At 56.8% G+C, this 25,112-nt stretch carries 24 protein-coding genes; 12 read left to right on the plus strand and 12 right to left on the minus strand.

Features of this window, described 5'->3' with window-relative positions; all coding sequences use genetic code 11:
* Positions 1-16 precede the first annotated feature (16 nt).
* The 3 genes from G5380_RS16315 to queF form a co-directional block, all read right to left on the minus strand.
* Positions 17-1,630, minus strand: a complete 1,614-nt coding sequence (locus G5380_RS16315) for a diguanylate cyclase (RefSeq protein WP_421352917.1) — start codon at positions 1,628-1,630, stop codon at positions 17-19.
* 79 nt (positions 1,631-1,709) lie between these two features.
* Entirely contained in the window at positions 1,710-3,992 is a 2,283-nt protein-coding gene (locus tag G5380_RS16320) for a hypothetical protein (RefSeq protein WP_216951893.1), read from the minus strand.
* 177 nt (positions 3,993-4,169) lie between these two features.
* Positions 4,170-5,018 carry an NADPH-dependent 7-cyano-7-deazaguanine reductase QueF gene (gene queF / locus G5380_RS16325; RefSeq protein WP_421172788.1) on the minus strand — a complete coding sequence of 283 codons (849 nt, stop codon included), beginning with the start codon at positions 5,016-5,018 and terminating at the stop codon, positions 4,170-4,172.
* A gap of 204 nt (positions 5,019-5,222) precedes the next feature.
* Between queF and syd the strand changes: the two genes are divergently transcribed.
* On the plus strand, positions 5,223-5,771 hold the full coding sequence (gene syd, locus G5380_RS16330) for a SecY-interacting protein (RefSeq protein ID WP_075114996.1): 549 nt from the start codon (positions 5,223-5,225) through the stop codon (positions 5,769-5,771).
* 92 nt (positions 5,772-5,863) lie between these two features.
* On the opposite strand, the gene G5380_RS16335 is transcribed toward syd, so the two are convergent.
* The 5 genes from G5380_RS16335 to G5380_RS16355 form a co-directional block, all read right to left on the minus strand.
* The gene (locus tag G5380_RS16335) at positions 5,864-6,649 is read right to left on the minus strand and encodes a Zn-ribbon-containing protein (RefSeq protein ID WP_421172789.1); all 786 of its coding nucleotides are present in this window, start codon (positions 6,647-6,649) and stop codon (positions 5,864-5,866) included.
* A gap of 3 nt (positions 6,650-6,652) precedes the next feature.
* Positions 6,653-6,949: a hypothetical protein gene (locus tag G5380_RS16340; RefSeq protein WP_421172790.1), complete on the minus strand. Its 297-nt coding sequence runs from the start codon at positions 6,947-6,949 to the stop codon at positions 6,653-6,655.
* An 84-nt stretch (positions 6,950-7,033) separates the two neighbouring features.
* Positions 7,034-7,270 carry a DUF2789 family protein gene (locus tag G5380_RS16345; RefSeq protein ID WP_005338602.1) on the minus strand — a complete coding sequence of 79 codons (237 nt, stop codon included), beginning with the start codon at positions 7,268-7,270 and terminating at the stop codon, positions 7,034-7,036.
* A gap of 74 nt (positions 7,271-7,344) precedes the next feature.
* Positions 7,345-7,644, minus strand: coding sequence for a DUF3301 domain-containing protein (locus G5380_RS16350; RefSeq protein ID WP_421172791.1), 300 nt, complete (start codon positions 7,642-7,644; stop codon positions 7,345-7,347).
* 111 nt (positions 7,645-7,755) lie between these two features.
* Positions 7,756-8,796: a DUF3549 family protein gene (locus G5380_RS16355; RefSeq protein WP_421172792.1), complete on the minus strand. Its 1,041-nt coding sequence runs from the start codon at positions 8,794-8,796 to the stop codon at positions 7,756-7,758.
* A 276-nt stretch (positions 8,797-9,072) separates the two neighbouring features.
* Here G5380_RS16355 and G5380_RS16360 point away from each other — a divergent pair, with 276 nt between their 5' ends.
* The 6 genes from G5380_RS16360 to ptsG all read left to right on the plus strand — a co-directional run bounded on the left by G5380_RS16360 (position 9,073) and on the right by ptsG (position 15,476).
* A complete protein-coding gene (locus G5380_RS16360) occupies positions 9,073-9,408 on the plus strand; it encodes a YqcC family protein (protein WP_005338596.1) in 336 nt (111 codons plus the stop codon).
* Positions 9,405-10,178 (plus strand): tRNA pseudouridine(65) synthase TruC, encoded by a 774-nt coding sequence (truC, locus tag G5380_RS16365; RefSeq protein ID WP_041202291.1) that lies wholly within the window; start codon positions 9,405-9,407, stop codon positions 10,176-10,178. The genes G5380_RS16360 and truC overlap by 4 nt, the downstream gene beginning before the upstream one ends.
* A 90-nt stretch (positions 10,179-10,268) precedes the next feature.
* Positions 10,269-10,709, plus strand: a complete 441-nt coding sequence (locus tag G5380_RS16370) for a flavodoxin (protein ID WP_216951888.1) — start codon at positions 10,269-10,271, stop codon at positions 10,707-10,709.
* A 530-nt stretch (positions 10,710-11,239) separates the two neighbouring features.
* Positions 11,240-12,559 carry a maltoporin gene (locus tag G5380_RS16375; RefSeq protein ID WP_302054505.1) on the plus strand — a complete coding sequence of 440 codons (1,320 nt, stop codon included), beginning with the start codon at positions 11,240-11,242 and terminating at the stop codon, positions 12,557-12,559.
* A gap of 91 nt (positions 12,560-12,650) precedes the next feature.
* Positions 12,651-13,622, plus strand: a complete 972-nt coding sequence (locus G5380_RS16380) for a MalM family protein (protein ID WP_216958954.1) — start codon at positions 12,651-12,653, stop codon at positions 13,620-13,622.
* A gap of 423 nt (positions 13,623-14,045) precedes the next feature.
* Positions 14,046-15,476 (plus strand): PTS glucose transporter subunit IIBC, encoded by a 1,431-nt coding sequence (gene ptsG, locus G5380_RS16385; protein WP_005338586.1) that lies wholly within the window; start codon positions 14,046-14,048, stop codon positions 15,474-15,476.
* Between the two features lie 248 nt (positions 15,477-15,724).
* Here the strand turns inward: ptsG and G5380_RS16390 are convergent, their stop codons facing one another.
* The 4 genes from G5380_RS16390 to map form a co-directional block, all read right to left on the minus strand.
* Entirely contained in the window at positions 15,725-16,108 is a 384-nt protein-coding gene (locus G5380_RS16390; RefSeq protein WP_005338583.1) for a DUF3461 family protein, read from the minus strand.
* A gap of 127 nt (positions 16,109-16,235) precedes the next feature.
* Positions 16,236-17,063: a 2,3,4,5-tetrahydropyridine-2,6-dicarboxylate N-succinyltransferase gene (gene dapD / locus G5380_RS16395; RefSeq protein WP_005338581.1), complete on the minus strand. Its 828-nt coding sequence runs from the start codon at positions 17,061-17,063 to the stop codon at positions 16,236-16,238.
* Positions 17,064-17,237: 174 nt separating this feature from the next.
* Complete coding sequence (gene glnD / locus G5380_RS16400; RefSeq protein WP_219263297.1) at positions 17,238-19,886, minus strand: bifunctional uridylyltransferase/uridylyl-removing protein GlnD; 2,649 nt, start codon at positions 19,884-19,886, stop codon at positions 17,238-17,240.
* 86 nt (positions 19,887-19,972) lie between these two features.
* Complete coding sequence (gene map / locus G5380_RS16405) at positions 19,973-20,761, minus strand: type I methionyl aminopeptidase (protein WP_421209744.1); 789 nt, start codon at positions 20,759-20,761, stop codon at positions 19,973-19,975.
* 371 nt (positions 20,762-21,132) lie between these two features.
* Between map and rpsB the strand changes: the two genes are divergently transcribed.
* The 5 genes from rpsB (at position 21,133) to uppS (ending at position 25,108) form a co-directional block, all read left to right on the plus strand.
* Positions 21,133-21,861, plus strand: coding sequence for a 30S ribosomal protein S2 (gene rpsB / locus G5380_RS16410; protein ID WP_204385178.1), 729 nt, complete (start codon positions 21,133-21,135; stop codon positions 21,859-21,861).
* A 104-nt stretch (positions 21,862-21,965) separates the two neighbouring features.
* Complete coding sequence (gene tsf / locus G5380_RS16415; RefSeq protein ID WP_005343781.1) at positions 21,966-22,847, plus strand: translation elongation factor Ts; 882 nt, start codon at positions 21,966-21,968, stop codon at positions 22,845-22,847.
* A gap of 71 nt (positions 22,848-22,918) precedes the next feature.
* A complete protein-coding gene (gene pyrH / locus G5380_RS16420; protein ID WP_005343782.1) occupies positions 22,919-23,653 on the plus strand; it encodes a UMP kinase in 735 nt (244 codons plus the stop codon).
* Positions 23,654-23,701: 48 nt separating this feature from the next.
* Positions 23,702-24,259: a ribosome recycling factor gene (frr, locus tag G5380_RS16425; RefSeq protein WP_216951882.1), complete on the plus strand. Its 558-nt coding sequence runs from the start codon at positions 23,702-23,704 to the stop codon at positions 24,257-24,259.
* 72 nt (positions 24,260-24,331) lie between these two features.
* A complete protein-coding gene (gene uppS / locus G5380_RS16430; RefSeq protein ID WP_421209742.1) occupies positions 24,332-25,108 on the plus strand; it encodes a polyprenyl diphosphate synthase in 777 nt (258 codons plus the stop codon).
* Positions 25,109-25,112 lie beyond the last annotated feature (4 nt).

Here is a 25,112-nt window from a genome sequence, read left to right on the forward strand (position 1 = left end):
TTTTTTTAGTCACCACTCAGGCCAGTGTCACTTGATCCCGACCTGCGTTCTTGGAGTGGTAGAGCGCTCTGTCCGCCCGTTCGAACACATCGGAGGGGTTGTCACCATCCTTGAACAGGGTTGCGCCGATGGAGATGGTGATCTCCACCTTGGCATCGCGAAAACGGAACGGGATGCTCTTGATGGTCTGGCGCAGGGTTTCCAGCGGCTTCTGGAACTTGTCCGGGTTGATATTGGGCAGCAGCACCACGAACTCTTCGCCGCCGAAACGGGCGATGAAGTCAGTGTCACGCAGGGCGCTCTGCAGCGCTTTGGCAACAACCTTCAACGCCTTGTCACCGGCCATGTGGCCATAATTGTCATTGATGTTCTTGAAGTGATCGATGTCGATGATCGCCATGCAGAGCGGAGTGCGGTAGCGAAGCCAGCGTTTGAACTCCTGCTCCAGCCGCTCGTCGAGGGCGGCCCGGTTGTGTACCTGAGTCAGGCTGTCGAGGAACAGCTTGTGCTTCTGAATGGTCAGCCGCTTCTTGTATTCGGCGGTCTCATCCTTCATCAAGCGCAGCTTGGACTCCATGGTGGAGAGGCGGGTGAGCAGGTGACGCTCCCGTGCTGCGGTACTTTCCCGTTCTTGCAGCAGCAGATTGATGGCGCCCATATGGCCGGAGATGGCACGCTTGAGCGCATCGATGGAGTTATGGCTGGCTAGGGAGTGGTCGATGGCCTGCAGTTCGCAGACCAGAGCTTCGCGGGTTTCACGGGTTTCATTTTGTAGCGCACGCCCTTCGTCGAGGGATTCGGTAAAGCCGACATGCACTGCTGACAGGCTCTCGTTGAGGGAGCTGAGAAAGGCGCGGGAGGCTTTGCGCTCCTCGCGGGTGCCTTCGATGATAAGTTCGATGACCTGCATACAGGTCTCTGCCAGCATGGCAGGATTGATGCCGATCAGCAGTTGACGGCGGATATCCCCGAGGCTCTCGCCAATTGAACCGGCGAAATCAAGTTCGGTGATCAGCCGCTGCAGTTCGTCTGCGATACGCGCATGATCTTTGAGGTCAAACGGTTCAGCATCAGGTTGGGGTTCACAACCGGGCTCGCTCTCTTGTTGTTGGGGCGCTGAAGAGCCGGACAGTGGCTGGCTTGGCAGCAGCTGGATCTTGATCGCCTGCTGATAGAATTCAAGCAGGCGGATCACCTTCTTTTGATTATCGGCAATACCATAGCCGGCGGGGCTTTTCAGAAATTCCTTGAGGGATTTTCGGGCCTCTTCCGGGAAGCCCTTGATGGTTTTTAGCTGTTTTGAGCCAAGATCAATGGCTGCCTGGGTCAGGGTGAGCGACTCTTCCAGTGCATTGCTGTGCTGCTGCAGCAACTTCTCGATGGCAAGTAGCTCTGCATCCAGCGAGGTGAATGCGGGATTGCTATCCAGTCTCTGCTTGAGCTTGGCGAAGCGATTGTCCAGCTCACGATCGAAGCCGCGGCAAGAGAGCATCAGCTTGTTGATAAACTGGATGCCACGAGCTCGCTCTGCATCGGAAAAGGAGAGAACGCCGTCGAGCTCCAGCTGTTTTTGCTGGAGGGATTCCCTGAGCCTGGCCAATTGTCCTGCTACGGCAGCGATGTCATTCATTATCAGGTCGCCCTGTTGTCATTATTGTTTTTGGTGTTGGATAGCAACAGTGGCCGAACCCGAGGTTGAGTGTCGTCTGTTATCTATTATTTGCCGGCTGGCCTTCAGCCGCTTGCATCCTTGCGAGGCTGGGCCAGTTAACCCATTGCTTTTCATGAGAAGAATTGACTTTTACCAGCCCCTTGTCAATTGCCATCAAGCCGCATTGCCACACATCCCCATTAAAAAATGCAGCCTGCTGGCAATCGATGGCGGCGAGCTCCAACCAGGCGTTTTGCCGGTATTTTTCACTGAGCTGAATGGCTCCCGAAAGGGCGAGATAGCAGAGGTCGAACAGGCCATTGTGATCGAGCGCGGTCGCCGCCTTGGGCAGGAAGGGGTGGCTGACAATCCCCAGGCTTATCTGGCGATCAAGCTCGTATTGGCAAGGGAAGGCGGCGATTGCGGTTAGCAGGTCTCCCGCAAGTTGATGCAGGTTGGTCACGTGGCGCTGTGGCACCACATACAGCATGTGCCCTTCCCGCAAGTCATAGATACGGCCATCTTGCGGGGTCAGGGTATCCATATAGATGCCGAACGCCTGCTCGATTTCACGGCTGACCTGATAGCCGTGGCGCTCGAGGGTGTTGACCATAAAGGGCACCCTGAACAACAGGTAGTGCAGCTTGTCATCGAATTCGCTGTGCTCTTCGCTCAGATACCAGCGCTCCGATTTCAGCTGGCGTTTTGCCATCTCTCGTGGCCAGCGATTCATCAGCCGCTGCCAGTTGGCAAGTCCGGAACGGGGTTCGATCAGCAGGGCCTCGCCAGTGCGTTTCAGTTGCAGACGGGCGGTACGCAATTTGAGCCAGAGGGTGAAGAAGAGGTAGATGAAGAGCGCCAGCAGCAGGCTGGTGGTAATGCTCGACCAGAGATAGCGCTCCTGCTGGTGCTGGCTGTTGTTAAGCTGCTGCTCCAGCTCCTTGATGTGTTGTACCCGTTCAACCTGGACATAGTTGTCACGGATCGCAGCCTGCTCCTGATCAATTTCCTGCTGGCGAACCTCTTCTCCCAAACGATGGAAGCGCTTGTAGCTGTCGAGGGCCTGGTGCAGGTATCCCTTCTGCTCATACGCAAGTGACAACAGACGGAATACTTCGTACTGGCGGCGAGTGTCGCCTACCTGATTGGCCAGTGCCCGGGCATTTTCCAGCTGCAGGATGGCGATGGCCGCCTCCTGCTTCTTCAGATAGAGCTCGCCGAGCAACAGCAGGGTATCGATCAGCGGCTCTTTGGCATCGCCCAACTCGTGGGACTGCCGGGCTGCATTGAGGTAGTTGCCGGCCAGCGAGAGGTTACCGCTTTGCAGATAGGTTTTGCCAATCTCGTACTTGAGCAGAGAGGCCTGCGGCCGACTGCTTCCCTCATCGAGCAAATCCAGCGCATTGAAGAAGTAGACCAGCGCCATATTGAGGTCGCCCTGATCACGGTTGAGTCGGGCCAGCACGATAAGTGAGTCGCATAGCAGTGACGGATTGCCGATGGAGTGAAAATAGTTGGCCGCTTCATTGGCATATTGCAGCGCTTTCTGGGGCTCCTGCTCTTGCTGATAGAGTTTGACTATCTGGTTGGAGAGCAAGCCGAGAAAGAGCGGGTCGTTGAGATTCTTGGCCTGCTGCTGGGCATCGATATATTCACCCAATGCCAGCTGGGGTTGTTGCAGCACACGATAAAGGTCGCCGCTGATGGCGCTGACCCAGGCGCTGGCAAGAGGATTGGCGGCTTTGGCAGCCCAGATCCTTGCATCCGCCAGATGGGTCTTGGCGTCTTCAAGATGCTGATTTTCAATCTCGTAGCTGGTGCGTTGCAGGCGGCTATAGATCTGTAACTGGCTCTGTTTGAGGTCGGGACGGGCCAGCTGTTCGTCCAATTGTTCCAGCAGGATACGGCTGTTGTTCTGGCCATCTTGCCTTAGCCCCTGGCTACGGATTTTGAGATAGAGGGCGTGGGCCTTGAGTTCGGGTTGGCGCTCTCTCTCCGCCAGCTCCATCGCCTTGTCGAGGGTTTGCTGGGTAGCTTGATATTGGCCAAGCTGGATTCGGCACTCCCCTTCAAGCAGGTGTGCTCCGATGGTTTGCGAAACGGTGCTGTAGCTGAGCAGAGGCTCGCGATAGCCGAACTCCTGACGATTACTGATGATTTGCTGGGGATTATTGGCCGCACGCGTCAGAAAGGCGGAGGTGATCTGAACACATCTGGCAGGGTCGGTCAGCACCAGTGATTGGGCCTGTTGCAGATCCAGGGATAGTTGCTCCTTGTCCAGATCCAGATTTGGAGCGGACAGAGAAGACATCATCATAGCCAGAAAAAACAGTTGATTCATTGGATTAAGGACGGCGCAGAGGTGTTGGCATGTTATCCAAGCCCACCCCTGCGAGTCCAGCGTTTACTGATGGTGTGCTCAGGCTCCTTTGTAGCCGGATGCATCAAGGCGCCAGCAGGGTTGAGATAGCAGGGCGCTGTGGTGTGATACCGGGAAGCCCTTTATCAACGTCTGCTCTTATTGACGGATCAGACGCAGGTTGGTTGGCACGGCTTCGAAATCGGAGCGGAACGGGTTGATGTCGAGGCCGCCGCGGCGGGTATAGCGTGCATAGACGGTCAACTGCTCAGGCTGGCAATAGTGCTTGAGGTCGATAAAGATCCGCTCGATGCACTGCTCGTGGAACTCGTTGTGTTGGCGGAACGAGATGAGGTAGCGCAGCAGCTTCTCCCGATCGAGTTTCGGCCCCTTGTAGCGGATTACCACGGAGCCCCAGTCGGGCTGGCTGGTGACCAGGCAGTTGGATTTGAGCAGGTGGCTGTGCAGAGTCTCTTCAACCTGCTCGCTGCCGACCGCCCCTTGCAGCAGGGACGCATCAAACTCGTAATTGTCTACCTCGATATCCAGCTCATCAATGCACTCGCCGGGCAGCAGGGCAATCTGGTGCGGCGCCTTGTCGAGGGGGAACAGGGTCACCTTGACGGTCTCACCGGCACAGGCACTCAGATCCTTGGTCAGCATGGCGGCGACTGCCTCGATAGAGTCGCAACGGGTCTGGTTGAAGGAGTTGAGGTAGAGCTTGAAGGATTTGGATTCGATCAGGTTCGCACTGGTGGCCGGAATGGCCACTTCACCCACCGCCACCATCGGCTTGCCCTTGGCATTGAGCCAGGAGAGCTCATAGAGGGTCCAGACATCGCAACCGCTAAAGGGCAGGTCATCGCCCAGCTTGAGATCATCCCGGTTCAGGCTACGTGGAACCGGCTGCAGCAGGGAGGGGGTGTACTGGCTGATGTAATCGGATTGCTGGCCCAGGCTCAGGCCGGTCAGGGCGCTGGCCCCGGCGTATCTATCTTGTTTGCTCACAGGGTTGCTCACGTAATCTGCTCATGATGAGTGGAATGAAACGGGCCATTGCAGGGCCGGATGGTTGCAGCCGCTTGGCTTGGGCGTCGGCCTCTCTGTATCCCGGGTTCTGTTTCCCGGGTCACCAGGTCGGCTGGCAACCTTGTCTGTTACCGGGTTTGGTGGTGCAATAGCGGACTTTGCCAGCAATTGTGGGGATTTTCGATGTCGGATCAAGTTTTGTCTGCCCTGGAGCACTTTTTTGCCCGCTGGCAACGGGATGGCGAGGCCAGACGAGGCCTGCCCCTGTGCGAGTGGGAGGCGGACTGGCGTTCCCCCTGCCAGCTTGGTGAGCCCGCCGATGGTCGGGTGGCCTGGCGCCCTCACCAGCGCTCCGAGCCCGGCGATTTCACCGCCATGAACGAGGCGCTGGAGCTGCAGCTTCATCCCGCAGCGACCACCCTGTTTGGCCACTGGTTCAGCCGCCCTGTGCCCTGCCTCTTCAAGGGGCTGCGCCTTGAACTGATCCTGCCGTGGAACGAGGCGGATCTCGACCTGCTCAAGGAGAACCTGATCGGCCACCTGCTGATGCTGCGCAAGCTAAAACGAACCCCCTCCATCTTTATTGCCACCACCCGCAACGAGATGACGCTCATCTCCCTTGATAACGAGAGTGGTCAGGTGTGGCTGGAGTGGCTCGATTCAGGCCGCCGTCTGACGCTGGCTCCCTCCTTACCGGCGTTTCTGGAGCGGCTGGAGACGTTGCCGCAATAGCACCTGTTTGAGCCAAGGTTACTCATCGGAACGAAAAGAGCCTTGCCATGCGGCAAGGCTCTTTTTTATGGCATCGCGTACAGGGAACGCGCTTAATCCTTGAAATCCCAGGAGAGGTTGGAGACCAGACGGCAGCTGTCGCACTTGAAGTCGAAGATCTCGTGCAGCGGCTCTGCCAGCGCCCACTCACCGCCACAGCTGGGGCAGGGGCGCGCCTTCTCCTCGGCCGCGCTCAGCCCGCCCACCCGGTAGAGGTAGTAGTAGGTGGGGATGCCGCTCAGCACTTCCAGCCGTTTGGCCAGATCGCTGCCGCGCCGGTAGAGACGGCTGCCCACTTCGCCGATTTCGTGCAGCGCCGCATGTTCGGCGATGGAGCCGTTCATCTGCAACTGATCGCACGCCTCCCAATCCTCCTGCCACTTGATGATCTGCTTCTGATCGCCGTTGGCGACTGCGGGCAGCTGGTAGAGCGGAATGGGGGCGAAGTGGTCGCCACAGCGCAGCGGCGAGCAGGTATGCAAAAAGCTGGTATAGAGCAGCATCCAGCTGGGGCGCTCGCCCTGCTGGCCGCAAGGATCTGTGTTGTCGGAGAGCAGATCCACCCCCTGCAGCTGGAGTTTCGGCGCCAGCAGCCCGGCCTGATTTAGCTGCTGTTCGGCCAGCTTGACCTGATCGCTCTGGTTGTCCGGATGCAAACTATCCTGCTCCGGGCAGACCACCCGACTGACGAAATAGCCGTCGTGCATGCTGGTGGGGAACTCCCGCCCGAGGATCTGGCCCTGATAACGCAGCATGTCGAGGTAGTTGACGATGGCCCGCTCGGCATCGCCAAGGGAGGTATCGCGGTAGCACTCAAAGCAGAGTTCGATGATATACATGGTTCAGCCTTGCTTCTGCTGGAGGAGCAGGTCGGTCAGGCGATCCACCTTCTGTTCGATGCGCGCGAGCTGTTCGGCGAGTTGCTGCAGGGTGAGCTCCGGTGCTGGCTGAGGCACAGCCTCTGGCAGGATCTCGCTCTCGGCGGTCGCGATGGGCTGCTGCTTCCACTGGCTCAGCACTTTCAGCAGCTCGGCCATCGGCACAGGCTGGGTGAGTCGGGCCTTGATCATGGCAGTGGTGGGCGTCAGGCCCTTGGCGGCCAGCTCGTTGGCAATTCGGATGATCTCGTGGGCGGACATAAGCATGCTCTGGGTGAGAAGGGGGGATCGATATCGGGGCGGGATCTTAACCAAAGCCGGCAGGGGAGGAAAGGGGCGGGCGGCTTAGCGGGGCTGGCGCAACATCACATCGAGCTGGTCGATCGCCTCGCACCAGTCGGAATCGTTCCACAGGGCGTCGCGTAGAAAGCTGGCCTGGGCGGCGTTCCAGAAACCGGCCTCCGGCAACAGGGTTTCATTGTCTAGGTGATGGTCGTGCACAAAACGGTGCAGGCTCAGCTCGTCGTTTGCCATCCCTAGCTGGGCAAACAGGGCTGGCAGATCGTGGACAAGGGGTTCCATCTCGTCTCTCCCTTTGTTTAATCCCTGAGATTATAGACAGGCACAGCCATCGGGCGCAGAGACGAGATTGGGGATCAGGCAGAGGGTATGCGATGGGGTGGCAGCTCAACGCCCACGACGTGCAGCCCCTGCATCTTGAGGGTGCCCTGATAGTGGCTCTCGCCATCGCTGGAGAATTCAAACTGATAGTGGGTCAGCAGCCGCAGGGGATTATGTGCCAGCTCCCGCCGATGGCGAGCCAGTGACAGCAGTTGCAGATCATGGTGCTGGCAGTAGCGGCGCATGTATTGCCAGGCCACTTCTGCCTGTTGGCGTTGCAGCCAGAACAGGCCGGCAATCGCAATCAGCAACAAAATTCCGAGCATCTCTCCCATAGGCGGGCTTCCTTATCGTGATGTCGATAACCGGGAGTCCTGCTCGGCACTCCCGATCTCCTTTTCTATATCCCGCCGTGTTGCCTCGTGGCGTGAGGGGGAGGCGAGGGATCAGGCCGAGGCAAACAGACGGCCGATGGCCTTGCCCAGCGCATCGCTACGGTCGGGGTCACGCAGTCTGGCCAGCATATCATTGCGCAGGGCCGGTAAAGTGACCAACTCGGCAAAAACCTGATTGAAGAACTGGGTCGGTTGCAGTGCCAGCTGTTCCAGATAGTGGCTGAGCAGATTGGCATCTTTCAGGTCGGGCCAGAGCCGGCCCGCAATGGCGAGCAGCAGCGCCGGGCTCGGCTGGGTTTGCAGCAGGGTCAGTAGCTTGTTGGTGCGCAAAGAGCTGCCGGGACAGGAGGCCATCGCGCGGCAGAGATAGGCCAGGGTCTCAGGGTTGGGGGCGGCGCACTCCTGCTCCTTGCCGATCCGCTCAAGCAGGGCGCCTTGTACTGCCGGCGGCAGCGGGGCGTTTTCAAGGCTTTGGCAGAGGGCGTAGAGCGGCTCTTGCGGCAGTTTGGGCAGCGCCTTGCAGATCAGCGCCAGATTGCGCTCATCATGCAGTCGTTCGGCCAGATCGGCAAAGCCCTGCAGCCCCAGCGTCTGCCAACCAGTGTCGTTGGGGGCGGCCAGATAGTGGCAGAGGGCATCGTAATAGGCAGAAGGGGCCTGTTCCAGCTGGCGTGCCAGTTTGGCGTGCAGACTGGCCATCTTGGCCTCCGCCGGGCGGAAGGTGTAGGGATTGTCGGCCAAGCGCTGGGCTTTTTCCTCGTCCAGATCGCCGGTGAGCTTGTAGCCCAGGGTCTCCACCACCTGATCCATGAACAGCTTGGGGCCGTTTGACATCAGCAGGCCGCGCTCATCGAGGGCAAACTTGAGGAACCAGAGGTAGTGGCGAGACTCGCTCGGCTGGAAGAAGTGCACACCGAGCCAGGCGTGCTGTTGCAGCGGCCAGGGATAGGGCTCCTGCTGCTGTTCGATGCGGACAAAGGTGTCGCTTGCCAGTGGCCGCACCTGGCGGCCCATGTCAAACAGCTGGAACTGGGTGCCAGCCTGAGTCAGAAATTCGGTCAAGGTATTGATGGCAGTAGGCGTCACAGACATGGTGAGATCCGGCTAATGGTGATGCGGGCCGATTATAAGGCCCTTGCCGAGGATAGCCAGTGGCAGCAGACGTGCGCTGCGGCAGATATCAACATGGCAGCCATGCGGGGGGAGGTGTATAGTATCGCCCTTTTTTAACGGCGGCAGGCCGCGCTGATTGCCGTGTATGTCGACGAGCCGGCTGAACCGCCGGTGCTGTGCGACTGAATTTATTGGCATCCTGGCTGACCCTGTCGGGTCAGCGGATCAATCTGTGGTTATGAGGAAGAGAGCGAGATGAATCAATATTTGCTGGTAGCTGGCCTGTTGGGGGAACTCACCGCCGAGTTGCAGCGCCTTGAGCGCTGGCAAGCTGACCATCCCGGTGACGAAGCCCTGGCAAGCACCCTGCCTTTTTGTGTCGATACCCTGAGCTTTGATCAGTGGCTGCAGTTCGTGCTGATCCCGCGCATGGAGCAGCTGGTGATGTTGCAGGCGCCGCTGCCCACCAGCGTCTCCCTTTATCCCATGGCCAGCGAAGTCTACAAAGAAGATCTGGCCGAAGCTGAAGCGCTGCTGCGCCTGATCGCCCGCTTCGATCTGCTGCTCTCCGGCAAAGTGATAGAACAATGATGCCAGATCAAACCCGAGAAGAGAGTGACCTGAAGCTGACCCTGCTCTATCAGGATGAGTGGCTGGTGGCGGTCAACAAGCCGTCCGGTCTGCTGGTGCATCGCAGCTGGCTCGACAAGGGCGAGACCCGTTTTGCCATGCAGATGACCCGGGATCTCATCGGCGGTCGCCATGTCTATCCGGTGCATCGCCTCGACCGTCCCACCTCAGGCGTGCTGCTGTTTGCGCTCGATCCGGTGATTGCCCGCGCACTCACTGAAGCCTTTACCCAACGTCAGGTACACAAGGAGTATCTGGCATTGGTGCGTGGCTGGGCGCCCGAGCAGGGGGTGATCGACTATCCCCTCAAGGAGCAGTTGGACAAGATTGCCGATGCCATGAGCAACCCGGATCGCCCGGCGCAGGATGCCGTCACCACCTTCCGTCGCCTGCATCAGGTCGAGCTGCCCCACGCGGTCTCCAAGAAGCACCCTACCAGTCGCTACAGTCTGGTCAGATTGTTCCCGAAGACCGGTCGCAAGCATCAGTTGCGCCGCCATATGGATCACCTGTTCCACCCCATCGTCGGGGATACCACCCACGGGGATGGTCGTCACAACCGTTTCTTTCGCGAGCACTTCGGTTGCGAGCGGCTGCTGCTGGTGGCCCGCACCCTGAGCTTTACCCATCCGGTGCTCAAGGTGCCGATGCGGATCCAGGCGCCACTCGGTCAGGATGTGCTGCGCCTGTTTGCCGAGCTGGGCTGGCCCGCCAGCGAGAGCGACTACTAAGCGCCTGATGCTCAGCCTTGAATCGGTGGCATCTGACGCCAGCTTGCTGATAGAGTTGCTCAAAAGAGTGACTCAAGCAGGGAGAGGAGAATGGCGCAGATCGATATCGTGGTAGGAACTGTCTACGGCGCAGCCATGCTGGTGGCCGAGACCTTGGCAGATGAGCTGGAACGCAAGGGGCATCACTGTACCCTGCACGAAGAAGCACGGCTGGCGGACATAGACCCCGGCCGTTTTTTATTGCTGGTCAGTGCCACCACCGGGCAGGGGGACATTCCACCCAATCTGCAGCCTTTTGCCAGCGAGCTGGCCGACAAGGCACCTTGGCTTAAGGGATTGCGTTATGCCCTGATTGCCATGGGGGACAGCAGCTATGACCATTTTTGTGGCGCGGGCCGTCGGCTGGACGGATTGCTGCAAGAGTTGGGGGCCACGCGAGTGATTTCCCCGCTGGAGCTGGATGCCACCGTGCACGATGAACCCGAACAGGTGGCACTCAGCTGGCTGAAAAAGTGGGATATTCAGCCCTGAATATTCTCTTGAATAGAGCCATATCAATCCCCTGAGCCTTAAGTAGCAGGGGATTGTTATTTGCACAAAAACCATCTCACTCTGCAACGCATATTTCCCCTGATGGCGGAGGGGTATTTTCCCCTTTTAGCATTCCATTGCCGTAATGGTTTCACGCGCACCGCAGACCCGTCATCCAAATAAAAGTTCCATCTTGAAAGCGATCTCAGTCATGTTTTTGTCATTCGAACGTAAAATAATGACTTTAGTTCTATCGCGAATTAATTAATGATAACGCTTTCAGAGTTGTTGTTGTTGTGTGTTTTTCTTGTTTTCCGGATTTTAATTGCGCGGTTGATGGCTTTTTTACTTGTTGTTGTTGTGGAGATCGTTTGCCGAGCGATTTGTCGCCATTTTGTGAGTCGCTTCATATTTGTCGTGAAATACGCTCCCTATAATCAACCTCGGTTATCACCAACAGGATTACATGGTGATAAGAAGTTGAATATTCAGGATCACACTCCTCACTGCGGGAAATAAGGAATATGACAATGAAAATGAAGTGGCTCCCGATTGCAGCAGCTGTTACTGCCGCCCTGGCTTCCCAAGCCGCCTTTGCCGTAGATTTCCACGGTTATTTCCGTTCCGGCGTCGGTGTTTCCGGCGACGGCGACATGGTTAAATACAACGTCAATAAAGTTGGCCGTCTTGGTAACGAAAATGATACCTACGGTGAAGTGCAACTGGGTCAGGAAGTATTCAACAAAGATGGCAAGACTTTCTATGTTGATTCCATGTTTGCCATGGCTTCCAACGGTTCAAACGACTGGGAAGGTACCGGTACTGTTTGTAACTTCGATGCCAAGCAGTGCAATGGTGATTCCGACTTCGCTCTGCGTCAGTTCAACGTACAAGCCAAAGGCTTGCTGAACTTTGCTCCTGAAGCAACCCTGTGGGCTGGTAAGCGTTACTATCAACGCCATGACATCCACATCTCCGACTTCTACTACTGGAACATCTCCGGTGCCGGTGCTGGTATCGAAGGCATCCAGGCTGGTCCGGGTAAAGTATCTTTCGCATGGGTACGCAACGATCGCAGCGCTGCCGATGTGTTTGGCCAGTACACCCAAACCGGAGTGGATGGCAACGGTAACCCGACCTATCAGAAGAATGAAGATCTGAACGTTAACACCTTGGATCTGCGTTATGCCGGCATCCCGCTGTGGACCGATGCGTCCTTGGAACTGGGCGTTGACTATGCTCTGGTCAATGAGACCAACGATCAGAAAGCACTGAAAAAGAATCCGCAAGATGGCGTGATGCTGACTGCTGAACTGACCGCTGGCATCCTCGGTGGTTTCAACAAAACCGTGCTGCAATACGGTACCGAAGGTTACTCCAAGACCATGGCTTTCTATGGCGATGGTTCCTGGTACGGCGCTGAAGCCAAAGACGGTGCTGACGGTTTCCGTATCATCAACTGGGGCGTTGTTCCGATGGGCAACTCCTGGGAGATGGGTCACCAGCTGGTTTACGGTGTAGGCAACGAAATGTGGGACGGCAACGACAAGTGGGAAACCATGTCTGTTGTTGTTCGCCCGATGTACAAGTGGGATGACTTCAACAAGACCATCTTTGAAGGCGGTTACTTCAAGGACAACAACAAGTCCACCAATGGCAGCGAAGACAAAGATGCCGGCTACAAGCTGACCCTGGCTCAAGCCTGGTCTGCTGGTTCCAGCTTCTGGGCCCGTCCGGAAATCCGTGTGTTCGCCTCCTACCTGGCTAACGACGAAGACAAGAAAGTCTTCGAAGGCAATACCTCCAAAGACACCTACCAGTTTGGTGTTCAAGCAGAAGCTTGGTGGTAAGCAAAAGTTTAAGTTAAGTTAGTGACTGCCCCCTTATGGGGGCAGTTTTGTTTCGCCGGATCACGGCCACCGGATTATGGAGATAAGAAAAATGAAACGGGTAAAGATGTCTATTGCAGCCGTAATCACTGCGCTATTAACCGGTTGTGCCGGAAACATGGTTGTTCCTCTGCAAGAACATGGCTCGATCTTGAGCGATGCAGATCAAGCCAAGCAAGCGTTGGCCAAAGCCTCAAGCTGCTGTGTGGCGTTTAAAGATTTCAGTTATGCCCCCTTGCCTGAAGGTGAGACCTTGCTGGCCATTGATGGCAAGCAACCCACTTTTCAGTTTGATGAGGGGATGAGTTACTTTGCTGCTTATCGCTTGCCGACCAACACCGGCAATCTGGCGATCAGCCTGGCATCACAGGTGAGTAAAACCGTGATGGTGCCCAAGGTCATTATGCTGGATGCCGAGTTCAAGGTGACTCGGGTCCTGGGTGAGTCAGTATTCAGCTATCAGCCTGCTCACTTGCTCGATAACGACCGTATTGAAGGGCGTGTTTTTGTTGATCGCAGCATGCCTGGCAACCCGGCCAGCGAAACATACATGATCGTTTATGCGCCCGCGGATAAGCTCTCAGGCAGCACAACAATCCTGCATCCATCAAAAGCGTTTGCTCGTGCTAATGGTACCGTTGAGCCTGATATCAAGGATCCGGTGATCCCGCACTCCCCGTGGGGCTTGGTGCAGATCAAAGTCAAAGATATGGCCCGTGGAAGTGGTCTTGAAGCGGTATTCAAACCCGAATATGCCGACAAGGTGGCTATGAGCCAGGGTCAGCAGGTTGCAGCGATAGCGACTACCGCAGCCGTTACCACAACTGCAACAGCTGCGGTCGCAGCCAAACCTGCTCCTGCCATGTTGAGTGAAACTGAAGCCTTCTATCAGAGCCAGATCGAAAAAGCAGTCAAGGCGGGGGATATCGACAAGGCGATGAAGCTGGTGAACGAGGCCGAGCGGGCTGGTTCAACCAAAGCAAAAAGCGTGTTTATTGATGCGGTCAAGCGCTCGCAACAATAGAGTAATACGACCGTTTGCTGGTCAGATATATTTATTGAGGCCTCCCTTGTTGGAGGCCTTTTTAATCGGTAGACTGTAATAAATAAAAATCACGCCGTTACATTCTGTTACAGTGAGTTGCTATTTGATGTAAATGGCATTATTAAAATACAAAGTGAAACTGCTATTTATATGTCTTTGTAATAGAGTGATAATGCGGATTATTAATTTCTATTAGATGCGTTTTTTAGCCGCTAAACAAGTTGTGATCTTCCCTCCAAATTCAATATTCCCCCGCCTTCGAAAGCAGCAATTTATGACCCGCTGGGTTATATTCTGATGGTCAAAATAAACAAGCCCGACTCGAAGATATCTGAATGAATCAGTCCTTATTTCATCCAGATAGATCGTTCAGGGACGACAATCCATTCAGGAGCGCACACAATGTTCAAAAATGCTTTCTCTAATCTGCAAAAGGTTGGTAAGGCGCTGATGCTGCCAGTATCAGTCTTGCCAGTCGCAGGTATTCTGCTGGGGGTGGGTGCTGCCCACTTCAGCTGGATGCCGGAAATTGTCTCCCAATTGATGGAGCAAGCCGGTGGTTCCGTATTTGGCCAGATGGCCCTGCTGTTCGCAGTGGGTGTTGCTCTGGGCTTTACCAATAACGACGGTGTATCCGGTCTGTCAGCCATCGTTGGCTACGGCATCATGGTCGCAACCCTGAAGGTCATGGCACCTGTGATGGGTGTTGAAACCATCGAAACCGGCGTGCTGGGTGGTATCCTGGCCGGTGGTATCGCTGCCTGGGCGTTCAACCGTTTCTACAAGATCCAGCTGCCAGAGTACCTGGGCTTCTTCGCGGGCAAACGTGCCGTACCCATCATCACCGGTTTCCTCTCCATCGGTCTGGGTGTCATCCTGTCCGTGATTTGGCCGCCAGTGGGTGGTGCCATCGGTGCCTTCTCTGACTGGGCTGCCAACCAGAACCCGGTACTGGCCTTCGGTATCTACGGCGTGGTTGAGCGCTCCCTGATCCCGTTCGGTCTGCACCACATCTGGAACGTACCGTTCTTCTATCAGGCGGGTACCTGTGTCAACGGTGCCGGTGAAACTGTTCACGGTATCATGACCTGCTTCCTGACTGCTGATGACGCGTCCCGCGCTGCCGGTAACGGCTTCGGTCAACTGGCTGGTGGCTATCTGTTCAAAATGTTCGGTCTGCCTGCTGCTGCGTTCGCCATCGCTCACGCTGCCAAGCCGGAAAACCGCGCCAAGATCGTTGGTATCATGGCCTCTGCTGCCCTGACCTCTTTCCTGACCGGTATCACCGAGCCGATTGAATTCTCCTTCCTGTTCATCGCTCCGGTTCTGTACGCCATCCACGCGGTACTGGCTGGTCTGGCTTATGTGCTGACCAACTCTCTGGGTATCGTACACGGTCACACCTTCTCCAACGGCTTCATCGACTTCGTGGTGCAATCGCCGCGTGCCGACAACATGCTGCTGCTGGTAGGTCTGGGTCTGGTCTACGCTGCCATCTACTATGTCGTATTCAGCTTCGTTATCCGTGCCATGAACCTGAAAACCCCGGGTCGTGAAGACGAGACTGCTGAAGAGGCCGTTGGCCAAGGCAAAGACGAGATGTCTGCTGCTCTGGTTGCCGCCTTCGGTGGTAAAGAGAACATCGCTTCTCTGGATGCCTGCATCACCCGTCTGCGTGTTGGCGTGAAAGATGTCGCCAAAGTTGACCAGGCTGGTCTGAAGAAACTGGGTGCTGCCGGTGTGGTAGTGGCTGGTTCCGGCGTACAAGCCATCTTCGGTACCAAGTCTGACAACCTGAAAACCGACATGGACATCTGGATGAAGAGCAACTAATTCTGTTGCCTGAATATCAGCGTGTTTGAAGAGGGAGGCGAAAGCCTCCCTCTTGCTATTTCTGGTTATGGGGTGAGCGAGTCGCTGCAGTTCGATCTCGGCTAGTGTCATGTTGCCCAAGGGGCGATATGTAACGGGATACCTTCTGTTGGCGTTGTGCCTCGCTCACCTTATTGCACACCATCACTATATAAAGTCAGCCAATAAAAAGAGCGCCACCAGGGCGCTCTTTTGTCAAATCGGTGGGGCTAGAGTTTCTCCAGATCCCGCTCGATTTCGCTGATCTTGTTTTGTACCACTTTTTCCAGATGGCGCAGGTCGCGCAGGATCTTCTGTTTGATATCCGGGTCGGCCTGCTGATGGACGCCCTGGGTCAGGTTGTCCAGCTCATCCACTACATACTTGAGGTTGGCATTGATCTCGGTGACATCCTTGTACTCATGGGTACCGGAGTCGACCAGCATGGTCTTGCGCTGGCGGGGATACTTGAATTTGACACTCTTGGCGAAGAACTCGCCCTTCTGCTTCTTGAAGTAGATCTTGAGGATATCGTGGTTGGCCTCCTGGCGCAGGGTATAGCTGTCGACGGAGGCGGGATCCTGGATCCCCAGGCTCTTCAGATTCTCGTACATCAGGCTTCCTCGGTTTGAAACGATCCTGTCTCATCCATCTTAACCGATGCCTCATGGCTTGCCTGTGACAGGGGTGCCAAAATCAAAAGGGCGCCATCAGGCGCCCTTTTCATCACAGCAATGCTGATTACTCGTCGATGGAGCGCAGCAGAGCGTTGATGCCGACTTTGGCGCGAGTCTTGGCATCAACCTTCTTGACGATCACCGCCGCGTAGAGGCTGTACTTGCCGCACTTGGAGGGCAGGGAGCCGGAGACGACCACGGAGCCAGCCGGTACGCGGCCGTAGTGGATCTCGCCGGTTTCGCGGTCATAGATGCGGGTGGACTGGCCGATGAAGACGCCCATGGAGATGACGGAACCTTCCTCAACGATCACCCCTTCAACCACTTCGGAGCGGGCACCGATAAAGCAGTTGTCTTCGATGATGGTCGGGTTGGCCTGCAGCGGTTCCAGTACGCCACCGATGCCGACGCCGCCGGAGAGGTGGACGTTCTTACCGATCTGGGCGCAAGAGCCGACAGTGGCCCAGGTATCGACCATGGTACCTTCGTCAACGAAGGCGCCGATGTTGACGTAGGAGGGCATCAGCACGGTATTGGGGGCGATAAAGGAGCCTTTGCGAGCTGTTGCCGGCGGCACCACGCGCACACCCGCTTCCTTGAACTGCTCGGCGGTGTAGTTGGAGAACTTGAGGGGAACCTTGTCGTAGTACTGGGCATCGTCGCCCTTGATGATGCCGTTGTCGTTGATGCGGAAGTAGAGCAGTACCGCTTTCTTCAACCACTGATGGACAACCCACTCACCGGCGATCTTCTCGGCAACCCGTGCCTTGCCGGAGTCCAGCAGGTCGATGGCTTGCAGGATGGCGGACTTGGTGGCGCTATCCACGGAGCCCGGAGTAATGGTGTCGCGGCGCTCGAAGGCCGCTTCAATGATCTGTTGCAACTCGGTCATGACAGGTTTCCTTTAAAAAATTCTGTTTGTTGTATCACACTTTTCCGACTGTTTTTAAGGGGTTGACCGGAATTCTTCCGGCCAGCGGCCATTTCTTCATCCGGTGTGCGCCAACCAGTTGTTTGGTATGGTAAAAAACGCCCGACAATCAGCCTCTTTCGAATCACTCTTCGCTTAATCCAGTACCGACTGCTGGGGATTGAGCTGGTGTACCAGTCGCTCTTCCAGCTGTTTTTGCTGCTCGGCGGTCAATGGCTCGCCATCGAGGCTGGTCAGGCTGAAAAAGTCCTCGACCCGCTCGCCGAAGGTGGCGATTTTGGCGGCGTGCAGCGACAGCCCGCACTGCTGGAAAACGGCACCGATCCGTGCCAGCAGGCCGGGGGTATCGAGGGCAGTCAGCTCCATCAGGGTGTGACGGCTCTCTCCTTTAGTGGGCGAAGAGCGGGGCAGGAAGACCACCCGGGTCGGCACGCTGAACTGGCGGTGGCGCCGTGACAACGGCTTGTTGCGTAGCACCAGCTTGCCAGGCTCCTGCAGCGCCTTCTCCAGCGCTTTCTTGATGGTGGCTGTGCGATTGGGGCTGATAGGTTCGCCGCTCGGCTCCAGCACCACGAAGGTATCGAGCACATAGTTGCTGCGCGAGTTCATGATCTGGGCGTCGTGGATGTTGAGGTTCTTCTGATCCAGCGCCGAGGCGACGGTGGCAAACAGATTCGGGGTATCGCGGCAGTAGATAAACACCTCGCTGCCGCCGCGGGTCGGATGTTTGCCGATGATCACCAGCGGTGCCGGATTGTCGCCATGCTCGATGATGTGGCGGCAGTGCCAGGCGATCTGTTCCGGGCTGTGACGCAGGAAGTAATCGGCCTTGAAGTCGCCCCAGAGCTGATTGATTGCCTCTTCCGATACATCCCGTTGCGCAAGCAGTTGCTTGGCCTGACGCTGGTTTTCGCGAATGCGCAGCCGCATGTCGGGCGGGTTCTCCAGCCCCTGACGCAGCGCCTTCTGGGTCGCGAAGTAGAGCTCCCGCAGCAGGGTGCCCTTCCAGTCGTTCCACAGGGTATCGTTGGTGGCGCAGATATCGGCCACGGTAAGGCAGTAGAGCAGGTCTAGATGCTGCTCGTCGCGCACCTTCTGGGCAAAATCGGTGACCACGTCGGGGTCATAGATGTCACGGCGTTGGGCGGTGACCGACATCAACAGGTGGTGGCGCACCAGCCAGGCGACCAGTCGACTCTCGTAGCGATCGAGGCCGTGCAGCTGGCAGAACTCCAGCGCATCGACGGCGCCGAGTTCCGAGTGATCGCCGCGCCGCCCTTTGGCGATGTCGTGGAACAGGGCGGCGATGCTGAGCAGCTCCGGTTTGCGCAGCCGGGTGAAGACCTCGTGGCAGAGCGGGTGGCTCTGGCGACTGGCCGGATTGGGGAACTGGTGAATGTTTTTGAGCAGCCGGTGGGTGTGCTCATCCACCGTGTAGGCGTGGAACATGTCGAACTGCATCTGGCCGACGATCAGGTTCCACTGGGGCAGATAGGCGGCGAGGATGCCGTACTTGTGCATCAGGGTGAGCGGCAGGCCGATGCCGTTGGGGTGGCGCAGCAGCGCCATAAAGAGGCGACGGCAGTCAGGCAAGTCCTGCAGCCAGCAGTTGAGTTTGCGGCGTGCCTCGCGCAGTTGGCGCAGGGTTGCCGAGTGGATGCCGGCAATCTCGGGATGCTGGGCCATCTGATAGAAGAGGCGCAGGATGGCGGCCGGTTCACGGCTAAACAGCTCCGCATCCACCGCATCGATGAGGCGGCCACGGAGCTGGAACTCGTCGGAGAGGCGGCGCACATCCATGGCGGTGTTGCCGAGGATGGCTTCGTCAAACAGCTGCAGCAGCATCTCGTTGAGCTCGGAGACCCGCCGTACCGTCTGATAGAAGCGTTTCATCATCTGCTCGACCGGAGTGTTGCCTTCCCCCTCGAACCCCAACATCTGGGCTACGGTGCGCTGGCGATCGAACAGCAGGCGGTTATCTCCCTTGTTGATGGCCATGTGCAGGGCAAAGCGCACCTTCCAGAGAAAATTCTGGCAGTCGAGCAGTTCGCGGTACTCGGCGCGATTGAGAAAGCCGTGGCTGGTCATCTCGAACAAGGTAGTGGCGCCAAAGTGGCGGCGGGCGACCCAGGCGAGGGTTTGAATGTCGCGCAGGCCGCCCGGATTGCTCTTGAGATCGGGCTCCAGCTTGTAGGCGGTGCCGAGAAACTGTTGATGACGCTCCGCCTGCTCCTGGCGCTTGGCACGAAAGAAGGCTTCACTTGGCCAGAAGTGCTGGGGGCCGGTGGCCTCTTTCAGTTGCCGAAAGCCCTCCTGGCGACCTGTGATGTAGCGGGCCTCGATGAGGTTGGTGGCGACCGTAATATCGGCGCGCCCCTGCTCGAGACACTCCGCCACGTTGCGCACCGCCTGACCCACCTCCAGCTTGAGATCCCACAACAGGGTGATGAACTCGCCAATGCGTAGTCCCAACACTTCGTCCAGTTCGTCGCCGTCATAGAGGATCAGCAGGTCGATATCGGAGTGGGGGTGCAGCTCGCCGCGGCCATAGCCCCCCACCGCGATCAGGGTCAGGTCGCTCTTGTCGAAGCCAAACTTCTGCCACAGGCGGCAGAGCAACTGATCCATGTATTCGGAGCGGGTGGCAACCAGCTCGATGATGTTGTCGCCGGCATCAAAACGGGCGTGCAGCCAGCCGAGAAAGCGGCTCAGGTACTCTTTGCAGTTGTCGCGAGTGAGCTGATCATCGGGTAACAAATGGGGGGAAAGCAGGCTGGCGTCCATGGCATCTCACACGCAAGTGGCAGGCAAACGGCTGAAACAGAAGTAAAAACCCCGGCGCTTTGGAAGTTCAGGGCCGGGGTTCGATGTTAGCTGTGTTTGATGAAGCGGTCGATAGTGTCATCGGGGCGCAGGGTGAGCACCTCGCAGCCATCCTCGGTCACCAGCAGGGTGTGCTCCCACTGGGCGGAGTCGCCGCCATCCTTGGTGGTCACGGTCCAGCCATCCTTCGGATTGACCTTGCAGTGATACTTCTTGCTGTTGACCATCGGCTCGATGGTGAAGCACATGCCTGCTTTCAGCTCCAGCTTGCCACTGTTGCGGTAGTGCAGGATCTGCGGCTCTTCGTGGAACTCGGCACCGATGCCGTGGCCGCAGTAGTCACGCACCACGGAGAAGCCGCCCTTCTCGACGATGGGCTGGATCACGGCGCCAATTTCGGTGATGCAGGCACCCGGACGCACCTTCTTGATGGCAGCGTAGAGGCTCTCTTGCGCAACCTTGCAGAGCTGGCGGCGCAGCGGGGTGGTCTCGCCCACGATGAACATGGCCGAGGTATCGCCGTGGTAGCCATCCTTGATAACGGTGATGTCGAGGTTGATGATGTCGCCATCACGCAGCTTCTTGTGGTTCGGGATGCCGTGGCAGATCACATCGTTCACCGAGGTACAGATGGATTTGGGGAAACCGTGATAGTTGAGCGGGGCCGGGATGGCCTGCTGCACGTCGACAATATAGTTGTGGCAGAGGGTGTTCAGTTCGTCAGTGGTGACGCCAGCTTTGACATGGGGCGCAATCATGACCAGCACATCGGCGGCCAATTGGCCGGCAACGCGCATCTTTTCAATCTCTTCCGGTGTCTTGATTTTAATGGACATGGGATCTCTCTTGGGACCTGATCGCGCATCTATCGATGTCCGGCAATCAGGTAATGAAAAATAGATGCGTTTGCAATCAGGCCAAAATTTTATCCGCAACCCCCGCGTACTTCCAGTGTGATTGTCATCACAGCGTCAAATGGCAGTCGCAACCTCCTCTGGCGGGATCCAGATTTACACCTGTTTAGAGTGTCGGCCGGTGGTGTCCTGAACAAAGTTATGGTATAAAGCGCGCCGGAATGGGGAACTTGCGTCCCGATTTCATCACCCTTACTTAAACAACACACACACATCGACACATATGCCGGGGTGCCTTAACGGGTCGGTTATATGGGATGTGTGGAGGCCTAACCCCAATATAGAGGTATAAAATGGCTAAAGTTTCTATGCGCGACATGCTGCAAGCCGGCGTTCACTTCGGTCACCAGACTCGTTACTGGAACCCGAAAATGAAATCCTACATCTTCGGTGCCCGCAGCAAAGTTCACATCATCAACCTGGAAAAAACCGTTCCGATGTTTGACGATGCCATGAACTTCATCAGCTCCGTAGCTGCCAAGAAAGGCAAGGTACTGTTCGTAGGTACCAAGCGTGCCGCGTCTGAAGCCGTAAAAGAAGCCGCTGAGCGTTGCGACCAGTTCTATGTTAACCACCGCTGGCTGGGCGGCATGCTGACCAACTGGAAAACCGTTCGTCAGTCCATCAAGCGCCTGAAAGATCTGGAAACCCAGAGCCAGGACGGTACCTTCGAGAAGCTGACCAAGAAAGAGGCGCTGATGCGTACTCGCGAAATGGAAAAGCTGGAGAAGAGCCTGGGTGGTATCAAGAACATGGGCGGCCTGCCTGACGTTCTGTTCGTTGTCGATGCCGACCACGAGCACATCGCTATCAAAGAAGCCAACAACCTGGGTATCCCGGTAGTTTCCATCGTTGATACCAACTCCAACCCGGACGGCGTTGATTACGTCATCCCGGGTAACGACGACGCTATCCGTGCCGTACAGCTGTACCTGAATGCTGCTGCTGACACCGTACTGGAAGCTCGCGAGCAGGACATCGTTGTTCAAGCCGAACAAGATGGCTTCGTTGAAGCTGAGTAATTGATAAGGTCTGCAAAGCCCTTATTAACCAAGCTGATGTAATTGGTTAGCAGGGGCCCTTGTGGCCCCTGTTTCTTGTCAATTCAAGACCGAGGATACTGGACATGGCAAACATTTCTGCCGCCCTGGTAAAAGAACTGCGCGAGCGCACCGCCGCTGGCATGATGGATTGCAAAAAAGCACTGGAAGAGGCCAACGGCGATATCGAGCTGGCCATCGAGAACATGCGTAAATCCGGTCAGGCCAAAGCCGCCAAGAAAGCTGGCCGTATCGCCGCTGAAGGTGTGATTTTCGCCCGTACCGAAGGCAACGTTGCCGTCATGATCGAGCTGAACTGCGAGACTGACTTCGTTTCCAAGGATGCCGGTTTCCTGGCCATGGGTCAGAAGATCGTCGAGATCGCAGCTACCCAGAAGATCGCAGACGTTGATGCGCTGAAAGCCGCTGATTTTGGCAACGGCGAATCCGTAGAGCTGACCATCACCAACCTGATCGCCAAGATCGGTGAGAACATGAACCTGCGTCGCGTGATGCTGGTTGAAGGTGACAACCTGGGCACCTACGTTCACGGTTCCCGCATCGGTGTTATCACCAAGCTGACCGGTGGTTCCGACGAACTGGCCAAAGATCTGGCCATGCACGTTGCAGCCAACAGCCCGCAATTCGTCAAGCCTGAAGATGTATCTGCTGAAGTCGTTGCCAAAGAGCGCGAAATCCAGATCGACATCGCCATCAACTCCGGCAAGCCGAAAGAGATCGCCGAGAAGATGGTTGAAGGTCGCATGAAGAAGTTCACCGGTGAGGTTTCCCTGACTGGTCAGCCGTTCGTGAAAGATCCTTCCATGACTGTTGCCGAGCTGCTGAAGAAAGAAGGCGCTGACGTTGTCTCCTTCACCCGTTTCGAAGTGGGCGAAGGCATCGAGAAGCAAGAGACCGATTTCGCTGCTGAAGTTGCAGCCCAAATCGCGGCCGCTCAAAAGGCCTAATCGAACCGGTTTTTCCGTTTCCCCAGACCGCGACTTATGTCGCGGTCTTTATATGACCAGGAATCAGTGACATGAGTACCAATCCCAAACCTGCATACAGACGTGTTCTTCTGAAGTTGAGTGGTGAAGCCCTGCAAGGATCCGAGGGTTTCGGCATTGATCCGGCAGTGCTGGAGCGGATGGCCCAAGAGATCAAAGAGCTGGTTGAGCTGGGTGTTCAGGTCGGTCTGGTCATCGGTGGCGGCAACCTGTTCCGTGGTGCCGGTCTTGCCAAGGCGGGCATGAACCGCGTGGTGGGCGACCACATGGGTATGCTGGCAACCGTGATGAACGGTCTGGCCATGCGTGATGCTCTGCATCGTGCTTATGTGAATGCCCGTCTGATGTCTGCCATTTCCCTGCAAGGGGTTTGTGATTCCTACAGCTGGGCCGAGGCAATCAGCCAGCTGCGTGCAGGCAAAGTGGTGATCTTCTCTGCCGGTACTGGCAACCCCTTCTTCACTACCGATTCTGCGGCTTGCCTGCGCGGGATCGAGATCGAAGCCGATGTAGTGCTCAAGGCCACCAAGGTTGATGGTGTATACAACGAAGATCCAGTCAAGAATCCGGATGCCGTGCTGTACCATGAATTGAGTTATGATGAAGTTCTTGAAAAAGAGCTCAAGGTGATGGATCTTGCTGCTTTTACTCTGGCACGTGACCATGATCTGCCGATCCGGGTGTTCAACATGAACAAGCCGGGCGCTTTGCGCCGGGTTATCATGGGTGAGCCGGAAGGTACCCTGATCCATTACGTCAGCAAATAATATAGATGCGAGCCGCATGGCGGCTCGTTCGCCAAAAGGAAAACCGCTGTGATCAACGAGATTAAAAACGACGCCAAGGAGCGTATGGGCAAGAGTGTCGAATCACTCAAGACCCAGATGTCCAAGATCCGTACTGGCCGTGCTCACCCGAGCCTGCTCGACGGCATCCAGGTTGAGTATTACGGTGCTGCCACTCCGCTGAAACAGTTGGCCAACGTCGTGGCAGAAGATGCTCGCACCCTCTCCATCTCCATTTTTGACCGCTCCATGATCCAGGCGGTAGAGAAGGCGATCCTGACCTCCGATCTGGGCCTGAACCCCTCCAGCAATGGCCAGACCCTGCGCGTGCCGCTGCCGCCGCTGACCGAAGAGCGCCGTCGCGACCTGACCAAGATCGTCCGTGCCGAAGCGGAAAACGCCCGTGTTGCCGTGCGCAACATTCGCCGCGATGCCAACGCCGACCTGAAAGCGCTGCTGAAGGACAAAGAGATCTCCGAAGACGACGACCGTCGCGCCCAGGAAGAGATCCAGAAACTGACAGACTCCTACATCAAGCTGGTCGATGAGGCTCTTGCTGCAAAGGAGAAGGAGCTAATGGAAATCTAAGCGCCTGAAAGGTATATTACGAGCGCCGTGTAGTGCCCCTGCACGGCGCTTTTGTCTTTGTGGGAGAAAACCATGTCGCTTTTGGCTGCGTTGGGTGATTGTGCCAACTCGTCTTTACCCCGTCACGTCGCCATCATCATGGATGGTAACGGTCGCTGGGCCCAGAACCGAGGCAAGATGCGGGTTTATGGCCACAAGGCGGGCGTCAAGTCAGTGCGCGAGGCCGTTACCTTTGCTGCGCGAGCCAAGATCGAGGCATTGACCCTGTTTGCATTCTCCAGCGAAAACTGGCGTCGTCCGGAAGGGGAAGTCAGCGCCTTGATGGAGCTGTTCATTACCGTGCTGGGCCGCGAGGTGAACAAACTTCACAGTCACGGGATCCGGCTCAGGGTGATTGGCGATACAGATCGCTTCAGTGATCGGTTGCAGGCCAAAATCGCCAAGGCGGAAGCCTTGACCGCCAATAACAAGGGATTGACCCTGAACATTGCAGCCAACTATGGCGGCCAGTGGGATATCGCTCAGGCGGCTCGCAAGCTGGCCCGCGCGGTTGTTGCCGGTGAACTGGCCGCAGACGACATTGATGAATCCATGTTGACCCGCGAGGTTTGCATGGCCGATCTGCCACCCGTGGACCTGTTGATCCGCACCGGTGGCGATCATCGCATCAGCAACTTTGTGTTATGGCAGCTCGCCTATGCAGAGCTCTATTTTACCCCGGTATTGTGGCCCGATTTCAACGAGGCCGAGTTCAGTGAGGCGGTTGCCTCTTTCGTTGCCCGCGAGCGTCGCTTCGGTTGCACGGGTGAACAGATACGGGAATTGATCGCCGAGCAGCAGACCGGCTAAACCC

Source organism: Aeromonas sp. 604443, from assembly GCF_049170315.1.
GTDB classification, from domain to species: Bacteria; Pseudomonadota; Gammaproteobacteria; order Enterobacterales; family Aeromonadaceae; genus Aeromonas; species Aeromonas veronii_A.

Bases quoted from the DNA above. Each gene is read 5' to 3' on its own strand.
- rpsB (WP_204385178.1), top strand. From the start codon at position 21,133: ATGGCTAAAGTTTCTATGCGCGACATGCTGCAAGCCGGCGTTCACTTC.
- G5380_RS16390 (WP_005338583.1), bottom strand. From the start codon at position 16,108: ATGTACGAGAATCTGAAGAGCCTGGGGATCCAGGATCCCGCCTCCGTC.
- G5380_RS16360 (WP_005338596.1), top strand. From the start codon at position 9,073: ATGAATCAATATTTGCTGGTAGCTGGCCTGTTGGGGGAACTCACCGCC.
- glnD (WP_219263297.1), bottom strand. From the start codon at position 19,886: ATGGACGCCAGCCTGCTTTCCCCCCATTTGTTACCCGATGATCAGCTC.
- G5380_RS16355 (WP_421172792.1), bottom strand. From the start codon at position 8,796: ATGTCTGTGACGCCTACTGCCATCAATACCTTGACCGAATTTCTGACT.
- G5380_RS16335 (WP_421172789.1), bottom strand. From the start codon at position 6,649: ATGTATATCATCGAACTCTGCTTTGAGTGCTACCGCGATACCTCCCTT.
- uppS (WP_421209742.1), top strand. From the start codon at position 24,332: ATGTCGCTTTTGGCTGCGTTGGGTGATTGTGCCAACTCGTCTTTACCC.
- G5380_RS16315 (WP_421352917.1), bottom strand. From the start codon at position 1,630: ATGAATGACATCGCTGCCGTAGCAGGACAATTGGCCAGGCTCAGGGAA.
- G5380_RS16375 (WP_302054505.1), top strand. From the start codon at position 11,240: ATGAAAATGAAGTGGCTCCCGATTGCAGCAGCTGTTACTGCCGCCCTG.
- pyrH (WP_005343782.1), top strand. From the start codon at position 22,919: ATGAGTACCAATCCCAAACCTGCATACAGACGTGTTCTTCTGAAGTTG.
- dapD (WP_005338581.1), bottom strand. From the start codon at position 17,063: ATGACCGAGTTGCAACAGATCATTGAAGCGGCCTTCGAGCGCCGCGAC.
- tsf (WP_005343781.1), top strand. From the start codon at position 21,966: ATGGCAAACATTTCTGCCGCCCTGGTAAAAGAACTGCGCGAGCGCACC.
- G5380_RS16340 (WP_421172790.1), bottom strand. From the start codon at position 6,949: ATGTCCGCCCACGAGATCATCCGAATTGCCAACGAGCTGGCCGCCAAG.
- G5380_RS16350 (WP_421172791.1), bottom strand. From the start codon at position 7,644: ATGGGAGAGATGCTCGGAATTTTGTTGCTGATTGCGATTGCCGGCCTG.
- G5380_RS16370 (WP_216951888.1), top strand. From the start codon at position 10,269: ATGGCGCAGATCGATATCGTGGTAGGAACTGTCTACGGCGCAGCCATG.
- ptsG (WP_005338586.1), top strand. From the start codon at position 14,046: ATGTTCAAAAATGCTTTCTCTAATCTGCAAAAGGTTGGTAAGGCGCTG.
- map (WP_421209744.1), bottom strand. From the start codon at position 20,761: ATGTCCATTAAAATCAAGACACCGGAAGAGATTGAAAAGATGCGCGTT.
- syd (WP_075114996.1), top strand. From the start codon at position 5,223: ATGTCGGATCAAGTTTTGTCTGCCCTGGAGCACTTTTTTGCCCGCTGG.
- G5380_RS16320 (WP_216951893.1), bottom strand. From the start codon at position 3,992: ATGAATCAACTGTTTTTTCTGGCTATGATGATGTCTTCTCTGTCCGCT.
- truC (WP_041202291.1), top strand. From the start codon at position 9,405: ATGATGCCAGATCAAACCCGAGAAGAGAGTGACCTGAAGCTGACCCTG.
- G5380_RS16345 (WP_005338602.1), bottom strand. From the start codon at position 7,270: ATGGAACCCCTTGTCCACGATCTGCCAGCCCTGTTTGCCCAGCTAGGG.
- G5380_RS16380 (WP_216958954.1), top strand. From the start codon at position 12,651: ATGAAACGGGTAAAGATGTCTATTGCAGCCGTAATCACTGCGCTATTA.